Source organism: Kitasatospora sp. NPDC048715 (assembly GCF_043198905.1).
Classification (GTDB): domain Bacteria; phylum Actinomycetota; class Actinomycetes; order Streptomycetales; family Streptomycetaceae; genus Kitasatospora; species Kitasatospora lactacystinica.
In genome coordinates, this window is record NZ_JBICVH010000011.1 from 1 (window position 1) to 16,625 (window position 16,625).

14 protein-coding genes and 1 pseudogene are annotated in these 16,625 nt (G+C 73.3%); 7 read left to right on the plus strand and 8 right to left on the minus strand.

Annotation, left to right across the window (positions count from 1 at the left end):
- A pseudogene (locus ACGFSC_RS21185) lies at nt 1–105 on the plus strand (RidA family protein); the annotation flags it as partial.
- 481 nt (nt 106–586) lie between these two features.
- Here ACGFSC_RS21185 and ACGFSC_RS21190 read toward each other — a convergent pair.
- Nucleotides 587–1,705: an acyl-CoA desaturase gene (locus tag ACGFSC_RS21190; RefSeq protein ID WP_359898638.1), complete on the minus strand. Its 1,119-nt coding sequence runs from the start codon at nt 1,703–1,705 to the stop codon at nt 587–589.
- Between the two features lie 5 nt (nt 1,706–1,710).
- The gene (locus tag ACGFSC_RS21195) at nt 1,711–2,793 is read right to left on the minus strand and encodes a ferredoxin reductase (RefSeq protein ID WP_359898636.1); all 1,083 of its coding nucleotides are present in this window, start codon (nt 2,791–2,793) and stop codon (nt 1,711–1,713) included.
- Between the two features lie 87 nt (nt 2,794–2,880).
- On the opposite strand from ACGFSC_RS21195, the gene ACGFSC_RS21200 reads away from it, so the two are divergent.
- A complete protein-coding gene (locus ACGFSC_RS21200) occupies nt 2,881–4,020 on the plus strand; it encodes a helix-turn-helix domain-containing protein (RefSeq protein WP_359898635.1) in 1,140 nt (379 codons plus the stop codon).
- Nucleotides 4,021–4,367: 347 nt separating this feature from the next.
- Here the strand turns inward: ACGFSC_RS21200 and ACGFSC_RS21205 are convergent, their stop codons facing one another.
- The 3 genes from ACGFSC_RS21205 to ACGFSC_RS21215 form a co-directional block, all read right to left on the minus strand.
- Nucleotides 4,368–5,111, minus strand: coding sequence for a hypothetical protein (locus ACGFSC_RS21205; RefSeq protein ID WP_359898633.1), 744 nt, complete (start codon nt 5,109–5,111; stop codon nt 4,368–4,370).
- A 43-nt stretch (nt 5,112–5,154) separates the two neighbouring features.
- Nucleotides 5,155–5,904 (minus strand): ABC transporter permease, encoded by a 750-nt coding sequence (locus tag ACGFSC_RS21210; protein ID WP_359898632.1) that lies wholly within the window; start codon nt 5,902–5,904, stop codon nt 5,155–5,157.
- Between the two features lie 65 nt (nt 5,905–5,969).
- Nucleotides 5,970–6,887 carry an ABC transporter ATP-binding protein gene (locus tag ACGFSC_RS21215; RefSeq protein WP_359898630.1) on the minus strand — a complete coding sequence of 306 codons (918 nt, stop codon included), beginning with the start codon at nt 6,885–6,887 and terminating at the stop codon, nt 5,970–5,972.
- Between the two features lie 201 nt (nt 6,888–7,088).
- On the opposite strand from ACGFSC_RS21215, the gene ACGFSC_RS21220 reads away from it, so the two are divergent.
- Both ACGFSC_RS21220 and ACGFSC_RS21225 read left to right on the plus strand, forming a co-directional pair.
- Nucleotides 7,089–8,471 carry a histidine kinase gene (locus ACGFSC_RS21220; protein ID WP_359898629.1) on the plus strand — a complete coding sequence of 461 codons (1,383 nt, stop codon included), beginning with the start codon at nt 7,089–7,091 and terminating at the stop codon, nt 8,469–8,471.
- Nucleotides 8,472–8,515: 44 nt separating this feature from the next.
- Nucleotides 8,516–9,175 (plus strand): response regulator transcription factor, encoded by a 660-nt coding sequence (locus ACGFSC_RS21225; RefSeq protein ID WP_359898665.1) that lies wholly within the window; start codon nt 8,516–8,518, stop codon nt 9,173–9,175.
- 84 nt (nt 9,176–9,259) lie between these two features.
- Here ACGFSC_RS21225 and ACGFSC_RS21230 read toward each other — a convergent pair whose 3' ends face one another.
- The 3 genes from ACGFSC_RS21230 to modA all read right to left on the minus strand — a co-directional run bounded on the left by ACGFSC_RS21230 (nt 9,260) and on the right by modA (nt 12,334).
- Nucleotides 9,260–10,336: an ABC transporter ATP-binding protein gene (locus tag ACGFSC_RS21230; RefSeq protein ID WP_359898627.1), complete on the minus strand. Its 1,077-nt coding sequence runs from the start codon at nt 10,334–10,336 to the stop codon at nt 9,260–9,262.
- A 181-nt stretch (nt 10,337–10,517) separates the two neighbouring features.
- Nucleotides 10,518–11,333 carry an ABC transporter permease gene (locus ACGFSC_RS21235; RefSeq protein ID WP_359898663.1) on the minus strand — a complete coding sequence of 272 codons (816 nt, stop codon included), beginning with the start codon at nt 11,331–11,333 and terminating at the stop codon, nt 10,518–10,520.
- A 152-nt stretch (nt 11,334–11,485) separates the two neighbouring features.
- Nucleotides 11,486–12,334, minus strand: coding sequence for a molybdate ABC transporter substrate-binding protein (gene modA, locus ACGFSC_RS21240; RefSeq protein ID WP_359898625.1), 849 nt, complete (start codon nt 12,332–12,334; stop codon nt 11,486–11,488).
- Between the two features lie 434 nt (nt 12,335–12,768).
- Here modA and ACGFSC_RS21245 point away from each other — a divergent pair, with 434 nt between their 5' ends.
- The 3 genes from ACGFSC_RS21245 (at nt 12,769) to ACGFSC_RS21255 (ending at nt 16,575) form a co-directional block, all read left to right on the plus strand.
- Nucleotides 12,769–13,836: an RNA ligase (ATP) gene (locus ACGFSC_RS21245; protein ID WP_359898623.1), complete on the plus strand. Its 1,068-nt coding sequence runs from the start codon at nt 12,769–12,771 to the stop codon at nt 13,834–13,836.
- A 119-nt stretch (nt 13,837–13,955) separates the two neighbouring features.
- A complete protein-coding gene (locus tag ACGFSC_RS21250) occupies nt 13,956–15,362 on the plus strand; it encodes a cytochrome P450 (RefSeq protein ID WP_359898621.1) in 1,407 nt (468 codons plus the stop codon).
- Nucleotides 15,363–15,711: 349 nt separating this feature from the next.
- Entirely contained in the window at nt 15,712–16,575 is an 864-nt protein-coding gene (locus ACGFSC_RS21255; protein ID WP_359898619.1) for an MHYT domain-containing protein, read from the plus strand.
- Nucleotides 16,576–16,625 lie beyond the last annotated feature (50 nt).

Consider the following 16,625-nt stretch of genomic DNA (forward strand, 5'->3'; position numbering starts at 1 on the left):
CTGCCCGCGCAGACGCTCAGCGGGGTCGCCTCGCTCGCCCTGCCGGGGATGCTCTTCGAGATCGACGCGGTCGCCGTCCGGCCGACGGCGGGGGCAACGGGCTGACCCACCCGCGCGCAGGGGTCCCACCGGTCGGTGGGACCCCTCGCCGTGCCGCCGCCGTTCGAGCCGGCGCGGACCGCCCACCTGGCCCGGGTCGCCGCGCGCAGCCGTCGTTCCACGGTGTCGGGGCCGTCGCCGAGGAACAGCACCCGCGGGAACGGGCCCTCGTCGTCCACAGATGCACGCCGACTGCTGCACGACGACTGCCCGGCCGCCGCAGACCGGGTTGATGCGGATCCCGGATGCTTCCGCGACCTGCCGGTCAACCGCGAGGCGCGCGTTCCCGGCAGTCGCATGCTTCCGGCGGGTCTTCCTGGAGGGGGTGGGGGCGGCACTCCCTCTGCCGGGCAAGGCGGGTAGGTGTCCCCGCAACGGTGTGACCCCGCCCCGACCTGTCCGTCGGACGGGCGCCGGTGGGCGGTGGTCACCAGGGGCTCGGCGGGCGGCTTTCGGCAATCGCCGCCCGGAGAACCAATACCGGGAATCAGGCCGCGACGAGCTCCTTCTCGCGGGCCGGTGTCTTGACCTTGGGCTTCTTGTTCGGCAGCGAGAGCCGGAAGACCTTGTGCCACGCGGAGAACACCTGCTTGGGCAGCGGCCCGGTGACGTACTCCAGCTCGTACTTTTCGAACAGCGCGCGCACCTTCACCGCGACTTCGGCGTACCGGTTGCTCGGCAGGTCCGGGAACAGGTGGTGCTCGATCTGGTGAGACAGGTTGCCCGTCATGAAGTGCATGGCCCTGCTGCCGCTGATGTTCGCCGAGCCCATCATCTGGCGCAGGTACCACTGGCCGCGCGTCTCGCCCTCGACCGACTGGCGCTCGAAGACCTGTACGCCCTCGGGGAAGTGCCCGCACATGATCACCGAGTGGGACCAGATGTTGCGGACCAGGTTCGCGGTGAACGTGGCGGCGAGCGTGGTGAGGAACGACGGGCCCGACAGCAGCGGGTGGATCACGTAGTCCTTGAGCACCTGCTTGCGGATCTTGCGGCCCACGGCCTTGGCCCGCGCGCGGAACTCCGGGTTCCTGCGGCGGCGCTTGTGCAGGTTCTTGCCGAGTTCGAGGTCGTACGCTGCGATGCCGTACTCGAAGAAGCAGGCGTTGACGAAGTTCCACAGCGGCTGACCGAGGTGGAGCGGGTGCCACTTCTGGTCCTCGTCGACGCGCATGATGCCGTAGCCGAGGTCGTTGTCCTTGCCGATCACGTTGGTGTACGTGTGGTGCAGCTCGTTGTGCGAGTGCTTCCACTGCTCGGCCGGCGAGACGTGGTCCCACTCCCAGGTGGTGGAGTGGATCTTCGGGTCCCGCATCCAGTCCCACTGGCCGTGCAGGACGTTGTGGCCGATCTCCATGTTCTCCATGATCTTCGCCACGGACAGGCCGGCGGTGCCGATCAGCCATGCGGGCGGGAAGATCGAGAACAGCAGCACGCCCCTGCTGGCCAGTTCGAGCTTGCGCTGCGCCGAGATGACCTTGCGGATGTACGCGGCGTCCTTCTCGCCCCGGTCGGCGAGCACCTCGTCGCGGATCGCGTCCAGCTCGCGGCCGAGCTCCTCGATCTGCTCGGCGGTCAGGTGGGCGGTGGGGTCGATGGCGGTCAAGGTGCCTACCGTTCGATGTCGCAGGGGCCCGCCGCGGCGGACACGCAGGTCTGGATGAGGACACCCGGCTCGGCCTCGGTGATCTCGCCGGTGCGCAGGTCGCGGACGGCGCCCGCCTTGAGCGGCGTGACGCAGCCGAAGCAGATGCCCATGCGGCACCCGGAGGGCATGAGCACGCCGGCCTCCTCGCCGATGTCCAGCAAGGGCGTGGCGCCGTCCGCGTCGACGGTCTTGCCGCTGGCGCTGAACGTGACCTCGCCGCCGTCGCTGCCGCCGCCGCCGCCGTCGCCGTCGCCGTCGCCGGCGATGCGGGGGCGGAAGCGTTCGGTGTGCAGGCGCTCTCGGACGCCGTTCTCGGTCCAGTGCTCCTCTGCGGCGTCGAGCAGGCCCGCAGGCCCGCAGGCCCAGGTCTCGCGCTCGGCCCAGTCGGGCACGAGTTCGCCGAGACGGGCGATGTCGAGCCTGCCGTCTGTGTCGGTGTGCACCTCGGTGAGGCGCAGCTTCTTGTCCGCGACCAGGCCGTGCAGTTCGTCGCGGAAGATCACGTCTTGCGGCTGTGGTGCGCAGTGGACCAGGACGACGTCGTCGACCTCGGTGTCGCGCAGCATGCCCATCACGGGCGTGATGCCGCTGCCGGCCGTCAGGTAGAGCACCTTGGCGGGCTTGGCACGCGGCAGCACGAAGTCACCGGTCGGCTGGTCGAGCTGGATCAGCGTGCCCGGTGTCGCCCTGTGGACGAGGTGGTTGCTGACCTTGCCGTCCGGGATCGCCTTCACGGTGATCGTGATGCGGCCGTCCCGGCGGTCTGTCGGTGAGGTGATGGAGTAGCCACGCCACAGGCGCCTCCCGTCGACGTCGACCCCGATCCGCACGTACTGACCGGCTGTGTGGCCGCGCCAGCCCCGTCCCGGCCTGATCACGATGGTCGCTGCGTCAGCCGTCTCGGGGTGCACGGCCTCGATGCGCCCACGCAGGTCGGCGCCCGCACGCAGCGGGCTGACCAGGTCGAGGTAGTCCGACGGCAGCAGCGGCGTCGTGACCATCTCCAGCAGCTTCCATGCCCTGCTGCGGAGGGCTGCACTCGTCATGACCCCAGCTTGCTGCGCCTCAGGGCGTAAAGTCCTGACCGTAGGATGTGAATCTGGTCGGCTGAATTGTTCGTAGGGAACAAAAACGTGAGCCATGCAATCAGGAGGGCCGCCGAACTGGTCCTGGATGAGACGACGGTCACCGCTCTTCGGGCCGCGCTGACGGCCACCGCCGACGAGGTCGTCCAGGCGATCATTGACGAGGTCCCGCCCTATGCCAACGCGCTTTCGGGCCGCATGGGCGGCACCATCCGCCGGGCCGTCCGCACCACCCTGGGTCACTACCTGGACCTCGCGAGCGGGAACGCCACGAGTGGCGACGCCGGCGACGCGGCCTACGAGCTCGGCCGCGGCGAGGTGCGCGACGGCCGCTCGATGGACGCCCTGCTCAGCGCCTACCGCGTCGGCGCCCGCGTGGCCTGGCGATGCCTGGCAGCGGGTGCCGTACCCGCGGGTCTGCCCGCCGCCGAGGTCGCCAAGTTCGCCGAGCTGACCTTCGCCTACATCGACGAGCTCTCCGCCGCGAGCGCCGCGGGCCATGCCGACGAACTGGCCGCCCGGGGCAGGGCCCACGAGCGCCACCTGGAACACCTGGCCCGCGACCTCCTCGCCGGCGCGAGTCCGGACGTGCTGCTGGCCGCTGTTCAACGGGCCGGGTGGCAGCCCCCGGTTTCGCTGACCGTGGTCCTGCTGCCCGCCGCCCAGGCCCGGCCTGCCTACCGCGTGCTCGACCCGGGCACTCTCGTCCTCGACGACCTGCCGGACGCCACCGGTGTGCTGCTCGTCCCCGATGCCGACCGACCGCACCTCCTGCGGCAGCTGACCGGCCGCACCGCCGTGGTCGGCCCGGCACGGCCATGGACTCGTGCGTCCGCCTCGTACGCCCGGGCCGTACGCGCGCGCTCCCTTTCCGCTGAGATTCGCGACACCGAGGACCACCTGCCCGAGCTGGTGCTGAGCGCGGACGTGGACGCGTTCGCAGACCTGCGTGCCCGAGCCCTCGCGCCGTTGCGGGCCTTGCCCGTCGCGACCGCGGGGCGACTGGAGGAGACGTTGCGGGCGTGGCTGCTGCACCAGGGCAGGCGGGACGAGGTGGCGGCGGCGTTGTTCGTCCATCCACAGACAGTCCGGTACCGGATGTCGCAGCTGCGGGAGCTGTTTCCGGATCTCGCCTCGCCGGACCGCGTCCTTGAACTGACCATGGCGGTGGGTCTTCGGGGCAGCTGACGCGTACTTCGACCGTCCACGACTGCGTCCGCGAGCGGGGCCAGGAACCATGCCTCGTTCTCGGTGTCGGTCCGGGTCCTGCATCCGGGTGTAGGACCCGGGCGCAGGGAGATCGCGCTGGGCAGCTGCACGGTGATCGCGGAGCACCCGGCGCTGCGGTGACGGCGGGGCCGGGCGGGTGTCGGGCGGCTCTCGGGTGTCGGGTGGCGGGTGTCGGGCGGGCGACGGGTGGCGGCGACGAACGGCGGCGAACAGATGACGGCCAACAGATAACAGCGAACGGATGACAGATTTTGAAATCTGTCATCCGTCATCTGTCATCCGTCCACTGTTCCCCCCGTCGCCCGTCAGCTCGGCTCGTACCGCCGCATCGCCCGCAGTCCGCCGTACGCCGCCAGGGCGGTCCAGAGCGCCATGATCAGCAGCCCGGTCCAGTGGCCGTAGTGGACGCCCGGCTCGGGCTGGGTGCGCATCGCGTACAGGCCGGCCCGGTCGGGCAGGAACTGGCCGAGTTCGCGGACACCGGGGATGGCGGCCAGCCAGGTGGTGCCCAGGAACACCATCGGGGTCAGCAGGCCGAGCGCGGCGCTGAAGTTGCCCAGCATCGCGGTCAGTCCGAGGCAGATCAGCACCATCATCGGGTGGTACAGCACGCCGGCCAGGAAGCTGCGGGTCAGGCCAGGGGTGGAGAGGTCCAGGCCGACGGTGGCGCCGACGACCAGGAACGAACCCGCCGTCGAGGCCAGCCCGAGCAGCAGGCCCAGCCCGGTGCCGAGCGCGAGCTTGGCGCCGTACAGTCGGCCGCGCCGGGGGACGGCGGTGAGCGAGGTGCCGATCATGCGGGTGTTGAACTCCTGCCCCACCAGCAGGATGCCGAGGCAGGCCACCGCGACGTGCCCGAAGAGCAGTCCGTAGAAGATCCCCCCGGCCGGGTCCTCGCCGGCCGTGTGGTCCTTCGCCCCGTAGGCGGCGTTGACGGCCGCCGTGACGCCGACCGTCAGCGCCAGGGCGACCAGCGGGGCCGCCCACTGCGAGGGCAGGGTGGTGAACTTGACCCGTTCGGCGCGAACCGCGTCGGCCATCGTGCTCATCGTCGCTCCCATGTCCCGTCTCCCATGTCCTGTTCGCCCGTGGTCACTTGGCGCGCCGCATCGCCCGCAGTCCGCCGTACGCCGCCAGGGCGGTCCAGAGCGCCATGATCAGCAGCCCGGTCCAGTGGCCGTAGGCGATCTGCGGGTCGTCGACGTACCGCAGGGCGTACTGGCCGGCCCGGTCGGGCAGGAACTGCACCACCCGGCGCACCCCCGGGACTCCGCCGAGCAGTGGTGAGAGCAGGAAGAGGGTCGGGACCAGCAGCCCCATGGCGGCGGTGAGGTTGCCCAGCACGGCGGTCGTTCCGAGGCAGAGCACCACCACCAGCGTCTGGTACAGCACCCCGGCGACGGCGGTGCGGACGAAGGCGGGCCCGTCCCAGTCGGCGGGGACGGAGGCCGCGTACCCGGCGAAGGCGCCCGCCGTGCCGACGGCGCCGACCGCCAGGCCGACCAGTGCGCCGAGCGTGAGCTTGGCGCCGTAGAGCCGGCCGCGTCGCGGGACGGCGGTGAGCGAGGTGCCGATCATGCGGGTGTTGAACTCCTGCCCGATCAGCAGGATGCCGAAGCAGGTCAGCGCCGCCTGGCCGAAGTTGAGGCCGTAGAAGACGCCGACACCGGGGTCGTCGGTGATGTTGTGGTCCTTGCCGCCCAGGGCCGCGCCGACGGCGGCGGTGACGCCCGCGGTGAGCACCAGGGCGAGCAGCGGGGTGATCCAGAGCGAGCGGAGCGTGGTGAGCTTGATCCACTCGGCGCGCAGGGCGTTGACGGCAGGGGACCCGGAAGACGTCACGACGGATGTCGCGGCGGATGCCACCGCGGATGTCGCGGCGGACGTCACGGCAGGGGTCGAGGCGTTCACGCGGCGGCCTCCGCACGGTACTCGACGCTGTCGGCCGTCATCCGCATGAACGCTTCCTCCAGGGAGTCCTGTTGCACGGCGATCTCGTACAGCACCACGCCGTCGGCGGCGGCGAGCGCGGCGATCCGCTCGGGTTCGGTGCCGCTCACCTCCCAGGCGCCGCCGGCGACTTCGGTGGCGTCGAGGCCGTGTCCGGGGTCGCGGAGCAGGGCGGCGAGCTTGGTCGGGTCGACGGCGCGGACCCTGATCCGGGTCCGGCCGTGGCGGTCGATGAACTCGGAGGCGGCGGCGTCGGCCAGCAGCCGGCCGCGCCCGATCACCACCAAGTGGTCGGCGGTGAGCGCCATTTCGGTCATCAGGTGGGAGGAGACCAGCACCGCCCGGCCCTCGGCGGCCAGATCGCGGAGCAGGGTGCGGATCCAGCGGATGCCCTCCGGGTCCAGGCCGTTCACGGGCTCGTCCAGCAACAGCACCGGCGGGTCGCCGAGCAGTGCGGCGGCCACCCCGAGACGCTGGCGCATGCCGAGCGAGAAGCCCCGGATCCGCCGTCCGGCCGCGTCCGCCAGGCCGACCTGGCCGAGCACCTCGTCCACCCGGCGGGCCGGCAGCCCGTTGCTCGCGGCGAGCCAGCGCAGGTGGCCGTGCGCGGTCCGGCCGCCGTGCAGTGCCTGGGCGTCCAGCAGCGCTCCGACCGTCCGCAGCGGGTCGGGCAGTTCGACGTAGGGGCGGCCGTCGACCAGGGCGTGCCCGGCGGTCGGCCGGTCGAGGCCGAGGACCAGGCGCATGGTGGTGCTCTTGCCGGCGCCGTTCGGGCCGAGGAAGCCGGTCACCACGCCGGGTCGCACCTCGAAGGTCAGGTCGTCGACGACGCGCCGGCCGTCGTACTCCTTGGTCAGGCCCTGGATCTCGATCACGGCCCGCTCCCCTCGTCTCGTCGTCTTGGCGGTCTTCGCCGGTGCTCGCTGTGGTCGGCCCCGGGCGGTGGTTCCATTCGACCGGAGCGGGCCGGTGCGGCGGATCCCGCCGGGGCGGGGAGCCGCCTCCCTCCCGGGAGGGAGATCGCGGGCGACCGGAGCGGGAGTCGGGAGCCGGGGGCGGACTGGCAGGATGGCCCGATGTCCAAGATCGCAGTGCTGAAGAGCGCGGTGTCCGTGACCGCGGCGCCGCTGAGCGCGGTGTCCGGGCTCTTCGCGCCGCTGGTGGCCGGCACCACCTACGCACGGATGCTGCACCTGCTGGTGGGGTGGTTCTTCGCGGGCATCGTGCTGATGGTCTATCCGGGGACGTACCACAAGGGCCTCGGCGAGATCCTGATGGCGGGCGTCTCGGTGGACGTCGTGCTGCTCGCGCTGGCCGCGCTCATACCGGCCGCCCGCCGGGCCGAGGGGGTGCAGGCGCGGCTGCTGCTGGTGCCCGACCGCGAGGAGGACATCGCCACCGAGCCCTCCCTCACCTGGGCCGACCGGCGGCGGACGGCCGGCTGGCTGATCGGGCGGGTCGCGCTGGGTTCGGCGGTCGGGTTCCCGCTGGTCTTCGGGATCACCGGGGCCTTCGACCGGCTGACCGGCCCGGACGCTCTCTGGTACCTCCCGCTCGTACCGTTGGCGGTCCTCGGCTTCGGCTGGTTCCTGGTGTGCGCGGGCCGCCTCCAACTCGCCATGGCGATACGGCTGCTGGGCCCCTCCCCGGCCGAGCGGCTGGCCGAGGCGGAGCTGCGGGCCGAACGGCTCCTGGAACGCAACCGCCTGGCCCGCGAGCTGCACGACTCGATCGGCCACGCCCTGACGGTGACCGTCCTTCAGGCGGGCGCGGCGCGCGAGGTCGGGGACCGGGACTTCGTCGCCAAGGCGCTCGAAGTCATCGAGGAGACCGGCCGACAGGCCATGGAGGACCTCGAACGCACCCTCGTGCTGCTGCGCGAGACCCCGGCCGGGGCGAACGGCGTGGCCACCGAACAGCCCGGGATCGACCAGTTGCCCACGCTGTTCGACACCGCCAGGGCGGCTGGCAGCCCGGTGGAGGCGCGGGTCGACGTGAAGCCCGGCACCCTGCCCGGAGTGCTCTCCCGCGAGTCGTACCGGATCGTCCAGGAGGGCGTCACCAACGCGCTCAAGTACGCACCGGGCGAGCCGATCGACATCCGGATCGCCGTGCGGGACGGCCGGTTGGAGCTGCGCTGCGCCAACCGGCTGCCCGGCGCCGGACGTTCAGCGAACGGAGCGACGCGGCCTCCGGCGGGCGGAGCGGGCGGGGCGGGCAGGTATGCGACGCGCAAGGGCGGAAAGGGACTGCGCGGAATCCGCGAACGCGCCACGCTGCTCGGCGGGGAGGCGGAGGCGGGGCTTTCGGCGGCGGGCACGGCGGCGGTAGGCACGGTAGCGGCGGGCACGGCGGCAGGGGCCGTGGCAGGGGCCGCGGCGGGGGTGGCCGGGCCGTTCGAGGAGGGGAGCGGGGAGTGGGTGCTTGCCGTGCGCCTGCCCCTACGCTTGGGCTCGTGACGAACGATCTTGCGATGGCAGGTCCGGCCGGAGGAGCCGCCGGGATGACGGACATCCTGCTCGCCGACGACGAGGAACTGGTCCGGGCCGGTCTGCGGGCCGTCCTGGAGGCGCAGGGGGACCTGCGGGTGGTCGGCGAGGCGTCCGACGGAGCGGAAGCCGTCGCCCTGGCCCGCGCGTTGCGTCCGCACGTCGTGCTGATGGACGTCCGGATGCCGGTGCTGGACGGCCTGGCCGCCACCCGTGAGCTGCTGCGCCCCGGCGCACCGGGTGAGCGCCCGCCGCGGATCCTGGTCGTGACCACCTTCGAGAACGACGACTACGTCTACCAGGCGCTGCGCGCGGGTGCGGACGGCTTCCTGCTCAAGCGCACCCGCCCGGCCGAGATCGCCCAGGCGGTACGGCTGGTGGCGGCGGGCGAGTCGCTGCTGTTCCCGGCCGCGATCCGCCGCCTGGCGGCCGGGCACGGCAACCCGACCGCCCGTGCGGCGATGGAGCGGGCGGCGCTGACCGAGCGCGAGGTGGAGGTGCTGCGGCTGGTCGCGCGCGGCCTCAGCAACGGGGAGATCGCCGAGCGGCTGTTCCTCGGCGTGCAGACCGTGAAGACGCACGTCAGCAGCGTGCTGGCGAAGCTGGGCGCGCGGGACCGCACCCAGGCGGTGATCGCGGCGTACGAGTCGGGGTTCGTCGAGCCGGCGGAGTGATCGCGTCGGGGGGCGAGACCGCGCCGAAATGACCGCGCCGTAGTGACCGCGCCGGGGGCGCCGGAGTGAGACCGCCGTGGGGCGTCAGGCCGGGTAGGCGTGCGTCTGGGTGGCCTTGACCGAGGCCCAGACCGCGGCGCCGGGCGTCAGCTCCAGCTCGGCGACGGCGGCCGGGGTGAGGTCGGCGGCCATCGGCAGGTCGCCGGCGAGCTCGGCGCGGACCCGGTCGCCGTGCAGCTCCAGCCCGGTGACCTCGGCCTTCCACAGGTTGCGCGCGCTGGTCTGCGGACGCTCCCGGTACAGCGTCACGGCGGAGGGCGGGAAGGCGACGAAGGCCGGGCCGTCCAGCTCCTCGGCGGTGGCCAGGACCGCCCCGTCCGGGAGTGTGACGCGGGTGCCCTCGGCCCGGCCCTGGTACAGGTTCAGCCCGACCAGCCGGGCGATGTAGTCGGTGCGCGGGTGCCGGGCGACCTCCGCCGGGCTGCCGGACTGCACCTGCCGGCCGTCCTCGATCACCACCAGCCGGTCGGCCAGCACCATGGCGTCCAGCGGGTCGTGCGTCACCAGCACCGCCACCGCCTCGAACTCGGCCAGATGGCGCCGCAGTTGGGACCGTACGTCGAGCCGGGTGCGGGCGTCCAGGGCGGCCAGCGGCTCGTCCAGCAGGAGCAGCCGGGGGCGCACGGCGAGAGCGCGGGCGAGCGCCACCCGCTGGGCCTGGCCGCCCGAGAGCCGGCCGGGACGGGCCGAGGCGTGGTCGGCCAGGCCCATCCGCTCCAGCCAGCCGGCCGCCTCCGCGCGCGCCTCACGCTTGGGGCGGCCCTGGCAGCGCGGGCCGAACGCGACGTTGTCGAGCGCGCTGAGGTGCGGGAACAGCAGGTAGTCCTGGAACACCACCCCCACCGGACGCTCCTCGGCCGGGGTGTGCACACGCTGCGCCGGGTCCTCCAGGAGGCGGCCGTCCAGGCTCAGATGGCCGCCGGTGAGCGGGAGCAGTCCGGCGAGGGCGCGCAGGGCGGTGGACTTGCCGGCGCCGTTGGGGCCGAGCAGCGCGACCACCTCGCCGCGGGCGGCGGTGAGCGCGAGGTCGAGGGAGAACGCGGCGCGCTCGACCCGCAGGCGGGCGTCCAGAGCGGGGCCGGGGCGGCTGTCGGTCTTCATCGGGATGGCGTCCAGGTGTCCAGAGTGCCCGGGAGGTCGAGCGGGTCCATCGGGTCCCTCGGGTCCAATGCGCCCGCTGGGTTCGCTGGGTCCGCTGGGTCCGCTGGGGCCGGGGGAGTGTCGCGGGAGATGTGCGGGGGAGCGTCCGCAACGGTGTCCGAGGCCGTGCGCGCGGGCCGGGTCACGGCGTCGACAGCCAGCGGTCGCGCAGGCCGACCAGGACGGCGACGGAGACCACCAGCAGCACCAGCGACAGCGCGATCGCCGCCTGCGGGTCGGACTCCATGGCCAGGTAGACGGCCAGCGGCATGGTCTGGGTGCGGCCCGGGAAGTTGCCCGCGAAGGTGATCGTCGCGCCGAACTCGCCGAGCGCCCGGGCCCAGGCCAGGACGGCGCCGGCGGCGATCCCCGGGGCGATCAGTGGCAGGGTGACCCGCCGGAACGCGGTCAGCCGGAAGGCGCCCAGGGTCGCGGCCGCCTCCTCGTAGCGGGGGTCGGCGGCCCGCAGCGCGCCCTCGACACTGATCACCAGGAACGGCATCGCCACGAACGCCTCGGCGATCACGACCCCGGTGGTGGTGAACGGCAGCGTGATGCCGAAGGCCGAGTCCAGCCAGGAGCCGACGATGCCGCGCCGCCCGAGCACCAGCAGCAGCGCCACACCGCCGACCACCGGCGGCAGCACCAGTGGCAGGGTGACCAGCGCCCGGATGATCCGGCGGCCCGGCAGCTCGGTGCGGGCGAGCAGCCAGGCCAGCGGGACGCCGAGGACCAGCGACACCGCGGTGGCCGCGGTCGCGCTGATCAGCGACAGGCGCAGCGCGTCCCAGACGGCGGGGCTGGTGAGCTGCTCGGACAGGCCGCTCCAGGGGGCCCGGATCAGCAGACCGACCAGCGGCAGGATCAGGAAGGCCAGTCCGAGCAGCGCCGGGAGCAGCAGGGTGACCGGGACGCGGTGCGTGCGCGGGCGGCGGCTTCGCGGGCGCCGCCGCGGCAGGGCCTGCGCGGGTCCTGCCTGCGCGGGGCCTGCTTGTGCGGGCTCCGCCGGGTCGCCGTCGGCGGTACGGGTCGGGTGACCCTGGTCCGGGCGGTCCCGCTCCAGGCGGTCCTGGTCCGGGCGGTTCGGCCCGGAGCCGGTGGTGCGGTCGCTCACGGTGCCTGGAAGCCCGCCGCGGTCAGCACCTGCTTGGCCTCGGGCGACTGGATGTACGCGACGAAGGCGGCGGCGCCGTCCTTGTTCGGGGCCTTGGCGAGGGCGGCGATCGGGTAGTCGTTCACGGCCTTGGCGGCCTCGGGGAAGTCCACGCCCTCGATCTTCGCAGCATCGGCCTGGACATCGGTCCGGTACACCAGGGACGCGTCGACCTCGCCCAGTTCGACCTTGGTGAGCGCACCCTTGACGTCCTGCTCCAGGGTGACCGGGGTGAGGTCGAGGCCGGCGGCCTTGAGCGCGGTCTGGGCGGCGGCGCCGCAGGGCACCTCCTTTGCGCACAGGGCGACCTTCACGCCGGAGGCGGTGAGGTCCTTGAGGCCCGCGATGTGCTTGGGGTTGCCCTTGGGGACGGCGATGGCGAGCGTGTTCTTGACGAAGGTCGTCGGCTGTCCGCTCGCGCCGCCCGCGTCCGTCACGGTCTTCATGGTGGCCGGGCTGGCGGCGGCGAACACGTCGGCCGGGGCGCCGGAGTTGATGCTGGTGGCGAGGCCGGAGCTGCCGCCGAAGTTGAAGGTGACCTTGGCGCCCGGGTTGGCGGCCTCGAACTTCTTGCCGAGCTCGGTGAAGGTCTCCTTGAGCGAGGCGGCGGCGAAGACGGTGACGGTGCCGGAGGCCTTCGGGACGCCGCTGCCGGCGGCGGAGGAGTCCGGGGAGGTGGCCGAGGAGGCCGTGGAACCGGAGGACTTGCCGCCGTCGCTGCCGCAGGCGGTGACTCCGAGGGTGAGCGCGAGGGCCGCGGCGGCGGCGACGGCGAGCCTGCGGGTGGTGGGCGTGCGGGTGCTCATCGGTGGTTCCCCTCCAGGGTGCGCGCCGGAAGGGGCGCGAGGGACTGGCCGCAGCTGCGGCCATTACGGCGATCATAGTGCCGCATATGCGAGCGATAAATCCCCTGTCGGTTTGCACAGGCGGGATCCGGCGTGGGCCTCCGGACTGCTGTGGGATGGCTCAAACGGGTGCGGGGGCACATGGCGGGGGCGCTCGGCGGGGTGGGTCGTGCGGGTGTGAGGCGGGTCGTGCCGGTGGGGCGGGGCGGGGCGGGGCGGGGCAGGGCGTGGCGGGTCGCGCGGGTCGCGCGGGCCATGCCGGCGGGGCCGGAGGGGGCGCGCGGAAATTGCGTCGCGCCGTCGGTGGTCGAACGGACAGAGTGGTGGCCGTCCGTACACGCGGCCGGGTTGGTCGCAAGCACCGCCGCGGCCGAACCGAGGGGAGGAGTCCTTCCATGTCCACGCTGCGCGTCACCGCGGAGAAGCTGACCGTCCTGGAGCACCCGAACGCCGATGCCCTGGAGCTCGCGCAGGTCGGCCTCTACCGGGCGGTGGTCGCCAAGGGCATGTACCGGACCGGGGACCACGCCGTCTACATCCCCGAACAGTCCGTCCTGCCCGATGAGTTGATCGAGGAGCTCGGCCTGACCGGCAAGCTGGCCGGCGCCCGGGCGAACCGGGTGAAGGCGGTACGGCTGCGCGGCGAGCTGTCCCAGGGCATCGTCTGCCGGCCCGCCGCACTCGCCGGCACCGACCTGGCCGCCGCGGCCGAGCGCGGCGAGGACTTCGCCGAACTGCTCGGGGTCGTCAAGTGGCAGCCACCGGTGCCCACGTCGATGAGCGGCGACGTGGTCAGCGCGCCCGACCTGCTGCCCTGGGTGGACATCGAGAACCTCAAGCGCTACCCCGACGCCTTCGAGCCGGGCGAGCCGGTGGTGCTGACCGAGAAGCTGCACGGCAGCTGCTGCCTGGTCACGTACGTCGCCGCCACCGGCGAGGTGCAGGTGTCGTCCAAGGGCATCGGCGCGCAGGGGCTGGCGCTGGTCGAGGACGAGCGCAACCTCTACTGGCGGGCGGTGCGCGCCTACGGCATCCCGGCCGCCGCCGCCCGGCTGGCGGAGCGCCTCGGGGCGGAGCGGGTCGGCGTCTTCGGCGAGGTCTTCGGCGAGGGCGTGCAGGACCTGGGCTACGGCTCCTCGGCGCGCACCGAGCGGCCCGGCTACGCGGCCTTCGACGTCTCGGCCGTGGTGGACGGGCAGCTGAACTGGTTCTCGGCGGCCGAACTGCTGGACGGCGAGCTGCCGTTGGTGCCGGAGCTGTGGCGCGGGCCGTTCGACCCGGAGACCGTCCTGGGGTTCGCCCGGGGCAAGGAGAGCGTCTCCGGGCGTGAACTGCACCTGCGCGAGGGCGTGGTGGTGCGGCCGGTCACCGAGCGCTGGAGCCCGGTGCTCGGCGGGCGGGCGATCGCCAAGGTGGTCAGCGACGCTTACCTGACCCGCAAGGGGGGCACCGAATACGAGTGAGACGGGTCCGGATCCGGCCGGGCAGGTCGGCCCGTCGGTCGGTCCGGGCGCGGCTCCTTTCGGTGCTGACCGCCCGTCGGAAGCGGCGGCGGGCACACCCCTGTACAGAAGGAGTGCCGATGACCATCGAACTCGTCCCCGTTCGGGCCCCCGGGCTCGCGCCCGCCCCCACCTCCGCGATACCCGTCCCGGCGGGGAACCGCCTGGTCGGCTCGCTGTTCGACCTCACCCGCCGCCCGCTGCGCAGCTACCTCGCGGCCCGCCGCGACCACGGCGACGTGGTGCGCTTCCAGGCCGGGCCGCCCGGGCTGCGCGCCGACTTCTACGGCGTGTTCTCGCCGGAGGGCGTCCGGCAGGTGCTGGCCGTCGAGGCGGCCAACTTCCGCAAGGAGGACCCCTTCTACGACGAGTTGCGGACCAGTGTCGGCAACGGGCTGCTGACCAGCCAGGACGCCGAATACCAGCGCCAACGCCGCATGGTGCAGCCGCTGTTCACCCGGCGCCGGGTGGACGGCTACGCGGACGCGCTCGCGCAGGAGGCGCAGTCGCTCGCCGAGCGCTGGCGGGCGGTGCCCGGCGGGGTGGTGGACGCGGCGGAGGAGACGTCCCGGTTCGCCCTGCGGGCGGTCGCGCGGATCCTCTTCGGTGCCGACGTGGAGGAGGCGATAGCGGTGGTGCACCGCAGCTTCCCGGTGCTCGGCGAGTACGTGAAGGAGCGCGGCTACGCCCCGGTCCGCCTCCCGCGCACCTGGCCGACCCCGGCCAACCGGCGCGGTGCCGAGGCACAGCGGGCGCTGTACGGGGTCTGCGACCGGATCATCGCCGAACGGGCCGCGCGAGGCGGCGGCGACGAGGACGCGGACGACCTGCTCACCCTGCTCGGACGGGCCCGCGACGAGGACGGCGGGCGGCTGGACCCGGCCGAACTCCGCGACCAGGTCCTGGTGTTCCTGCTCGCCGGGCACGAGACCACGGCCACCGCGCTGGCCTTCGCGCTGCACCTGCTGGCGATGCACCCCGAGCAGCGGCGGCTCGCCCGGGAGGAGGCGCGGACCGTCCTGGCGGGGCGGGCACCGACGGCGGCGGACCTGGAGGCGCTGCCCTACATCACCCGGGTGCTGAAGGAGGCGATGCGGCTCTACCCGTCGGCGGCCCTGGGCGGGCGGCGGGCGGTCGCGGAGACCGTCATCGACGGGTACGTGATCCCGGCCGGGGCGCAGGTCGTGGTCGCGCCGCTGGTCACCCACCGGCACCCGGACCACTGGGTGGACCCGGAGCGCTTCGACCCGGACCGCTTCCTCCCGGAGGCGGAACGGGCCCGGCACCGCTACGCCTGGTTCCCGTTCGGTGGCGGACCGCGGGCCTGCATCGGGCAGCACTTCTCGATGCTGGAGGCGGTGCTGGCGTTGGGGGTGCTGCTGCGGGACTTCGAGGTGGAGGCGGTGGACCGGCGGGTGGCGCTCGCCCAGGGGATCACGCTGCGGGCGGCGAGCCCGATGCGGATCCGGGTGACGGCGAGCCGCTGACGGCCAGCGGGTGACAGCCGACAGCCGACAGAGTTCAGCGGACAGATGACAGATTTCAAACTCTGTCATCTGTCCGCTGTCGTTTGTGCGCAGCTCCCCGCACGCCGTCCGCCGCGCTGGACGCCCTCTGGGTAGACGACAGGGCCATCGGAACACATCACCCGCTTCCTGCGGGCAGCTTTTCAGATCTTTGTCTGACCGATTCCGGCCCCTCGGTAGCGTCCCACGCACCCCAAGCCGGAAGCGCACATGCGGTTGGCATATGCCATTCGTGTGCAGTCCGCCCGGCCCGGGGCGCCCGGGCGCACCGCGTACCGCCCCCGGGCCCGACCGGTCGACCGGAGGTCCCATGGGCACTCTCAACCATCTCAGCCTCGGCTGGCTGACCCCCGCCCTCTCGTACCTGATGGCCTGCACCGGCGCCGCCCTCGGCCTGCGCTGCACGCTGCGGGGACTGGCCGCGAGCGGTCCGGCCCGGCGGAACTGGCTGATCACGGCTGCCGCCGCGATCGGCTCCGGCATCTGGACCATGCACTTCGTCGCCATGTTCGGCTTCACCGTCGACGGCACCGAGCTGCGCTACAACGTGCCGCTGACCGTCCTCAGCCTCGTGGTCGCGGTGCTGGTCACCGGCCTCGGCCTGACCGTGGTCTGCTACGGCCGGCACCGCGGCCTCTCCCTGCTCTCCGGCGGCGTCACCACCGGTCTCGGCGTCGCCGCGATGCACTACCTGGGCATGGCCGCCCTGCGGATGCACGGGGGACTGCACTACGACGCCGGGACGGTCGCGCTGTCCGTGCTGATCGCGGTCGGCGCCGCGACCGCCGCGCTCTGGGCCGCCGTCACCATCCGCAACGTGTACACGGCCGCGGCCGCCGCGATGGCCATGGGCCTCGCCGTCAGCTGCATGCACTACACCGGCATGGCCGCCGTCCACGTCCGGCTGGAGCCGACCCGGACCGTTCTCGGCGGGGTCAGCCCGATGGAGTTCGTCTTCCCGCTCGCCGTCGGCCTCGGCTCGTTCCTCTTCCTCGCCTCGGCCTTCGTGGCACTCTCGCCGACCGCCCAGGAACGGGCCGGCTACCGGGAGGCGGGCGAACTGGCCGTGGAGGAGTCCCCCGCCGCGCCCCCGCACCCCGAACGCGCGTGGCACGAGCCCACCCCGGCGGCCGGCGGGCGGCGCGACGCCGAGCGGCACGACCGCGCAGCCTGAGCCGCACCTTCGCGCCCTCGCACCGCCCGCCCGCTCGCTCCCCGCCCGCC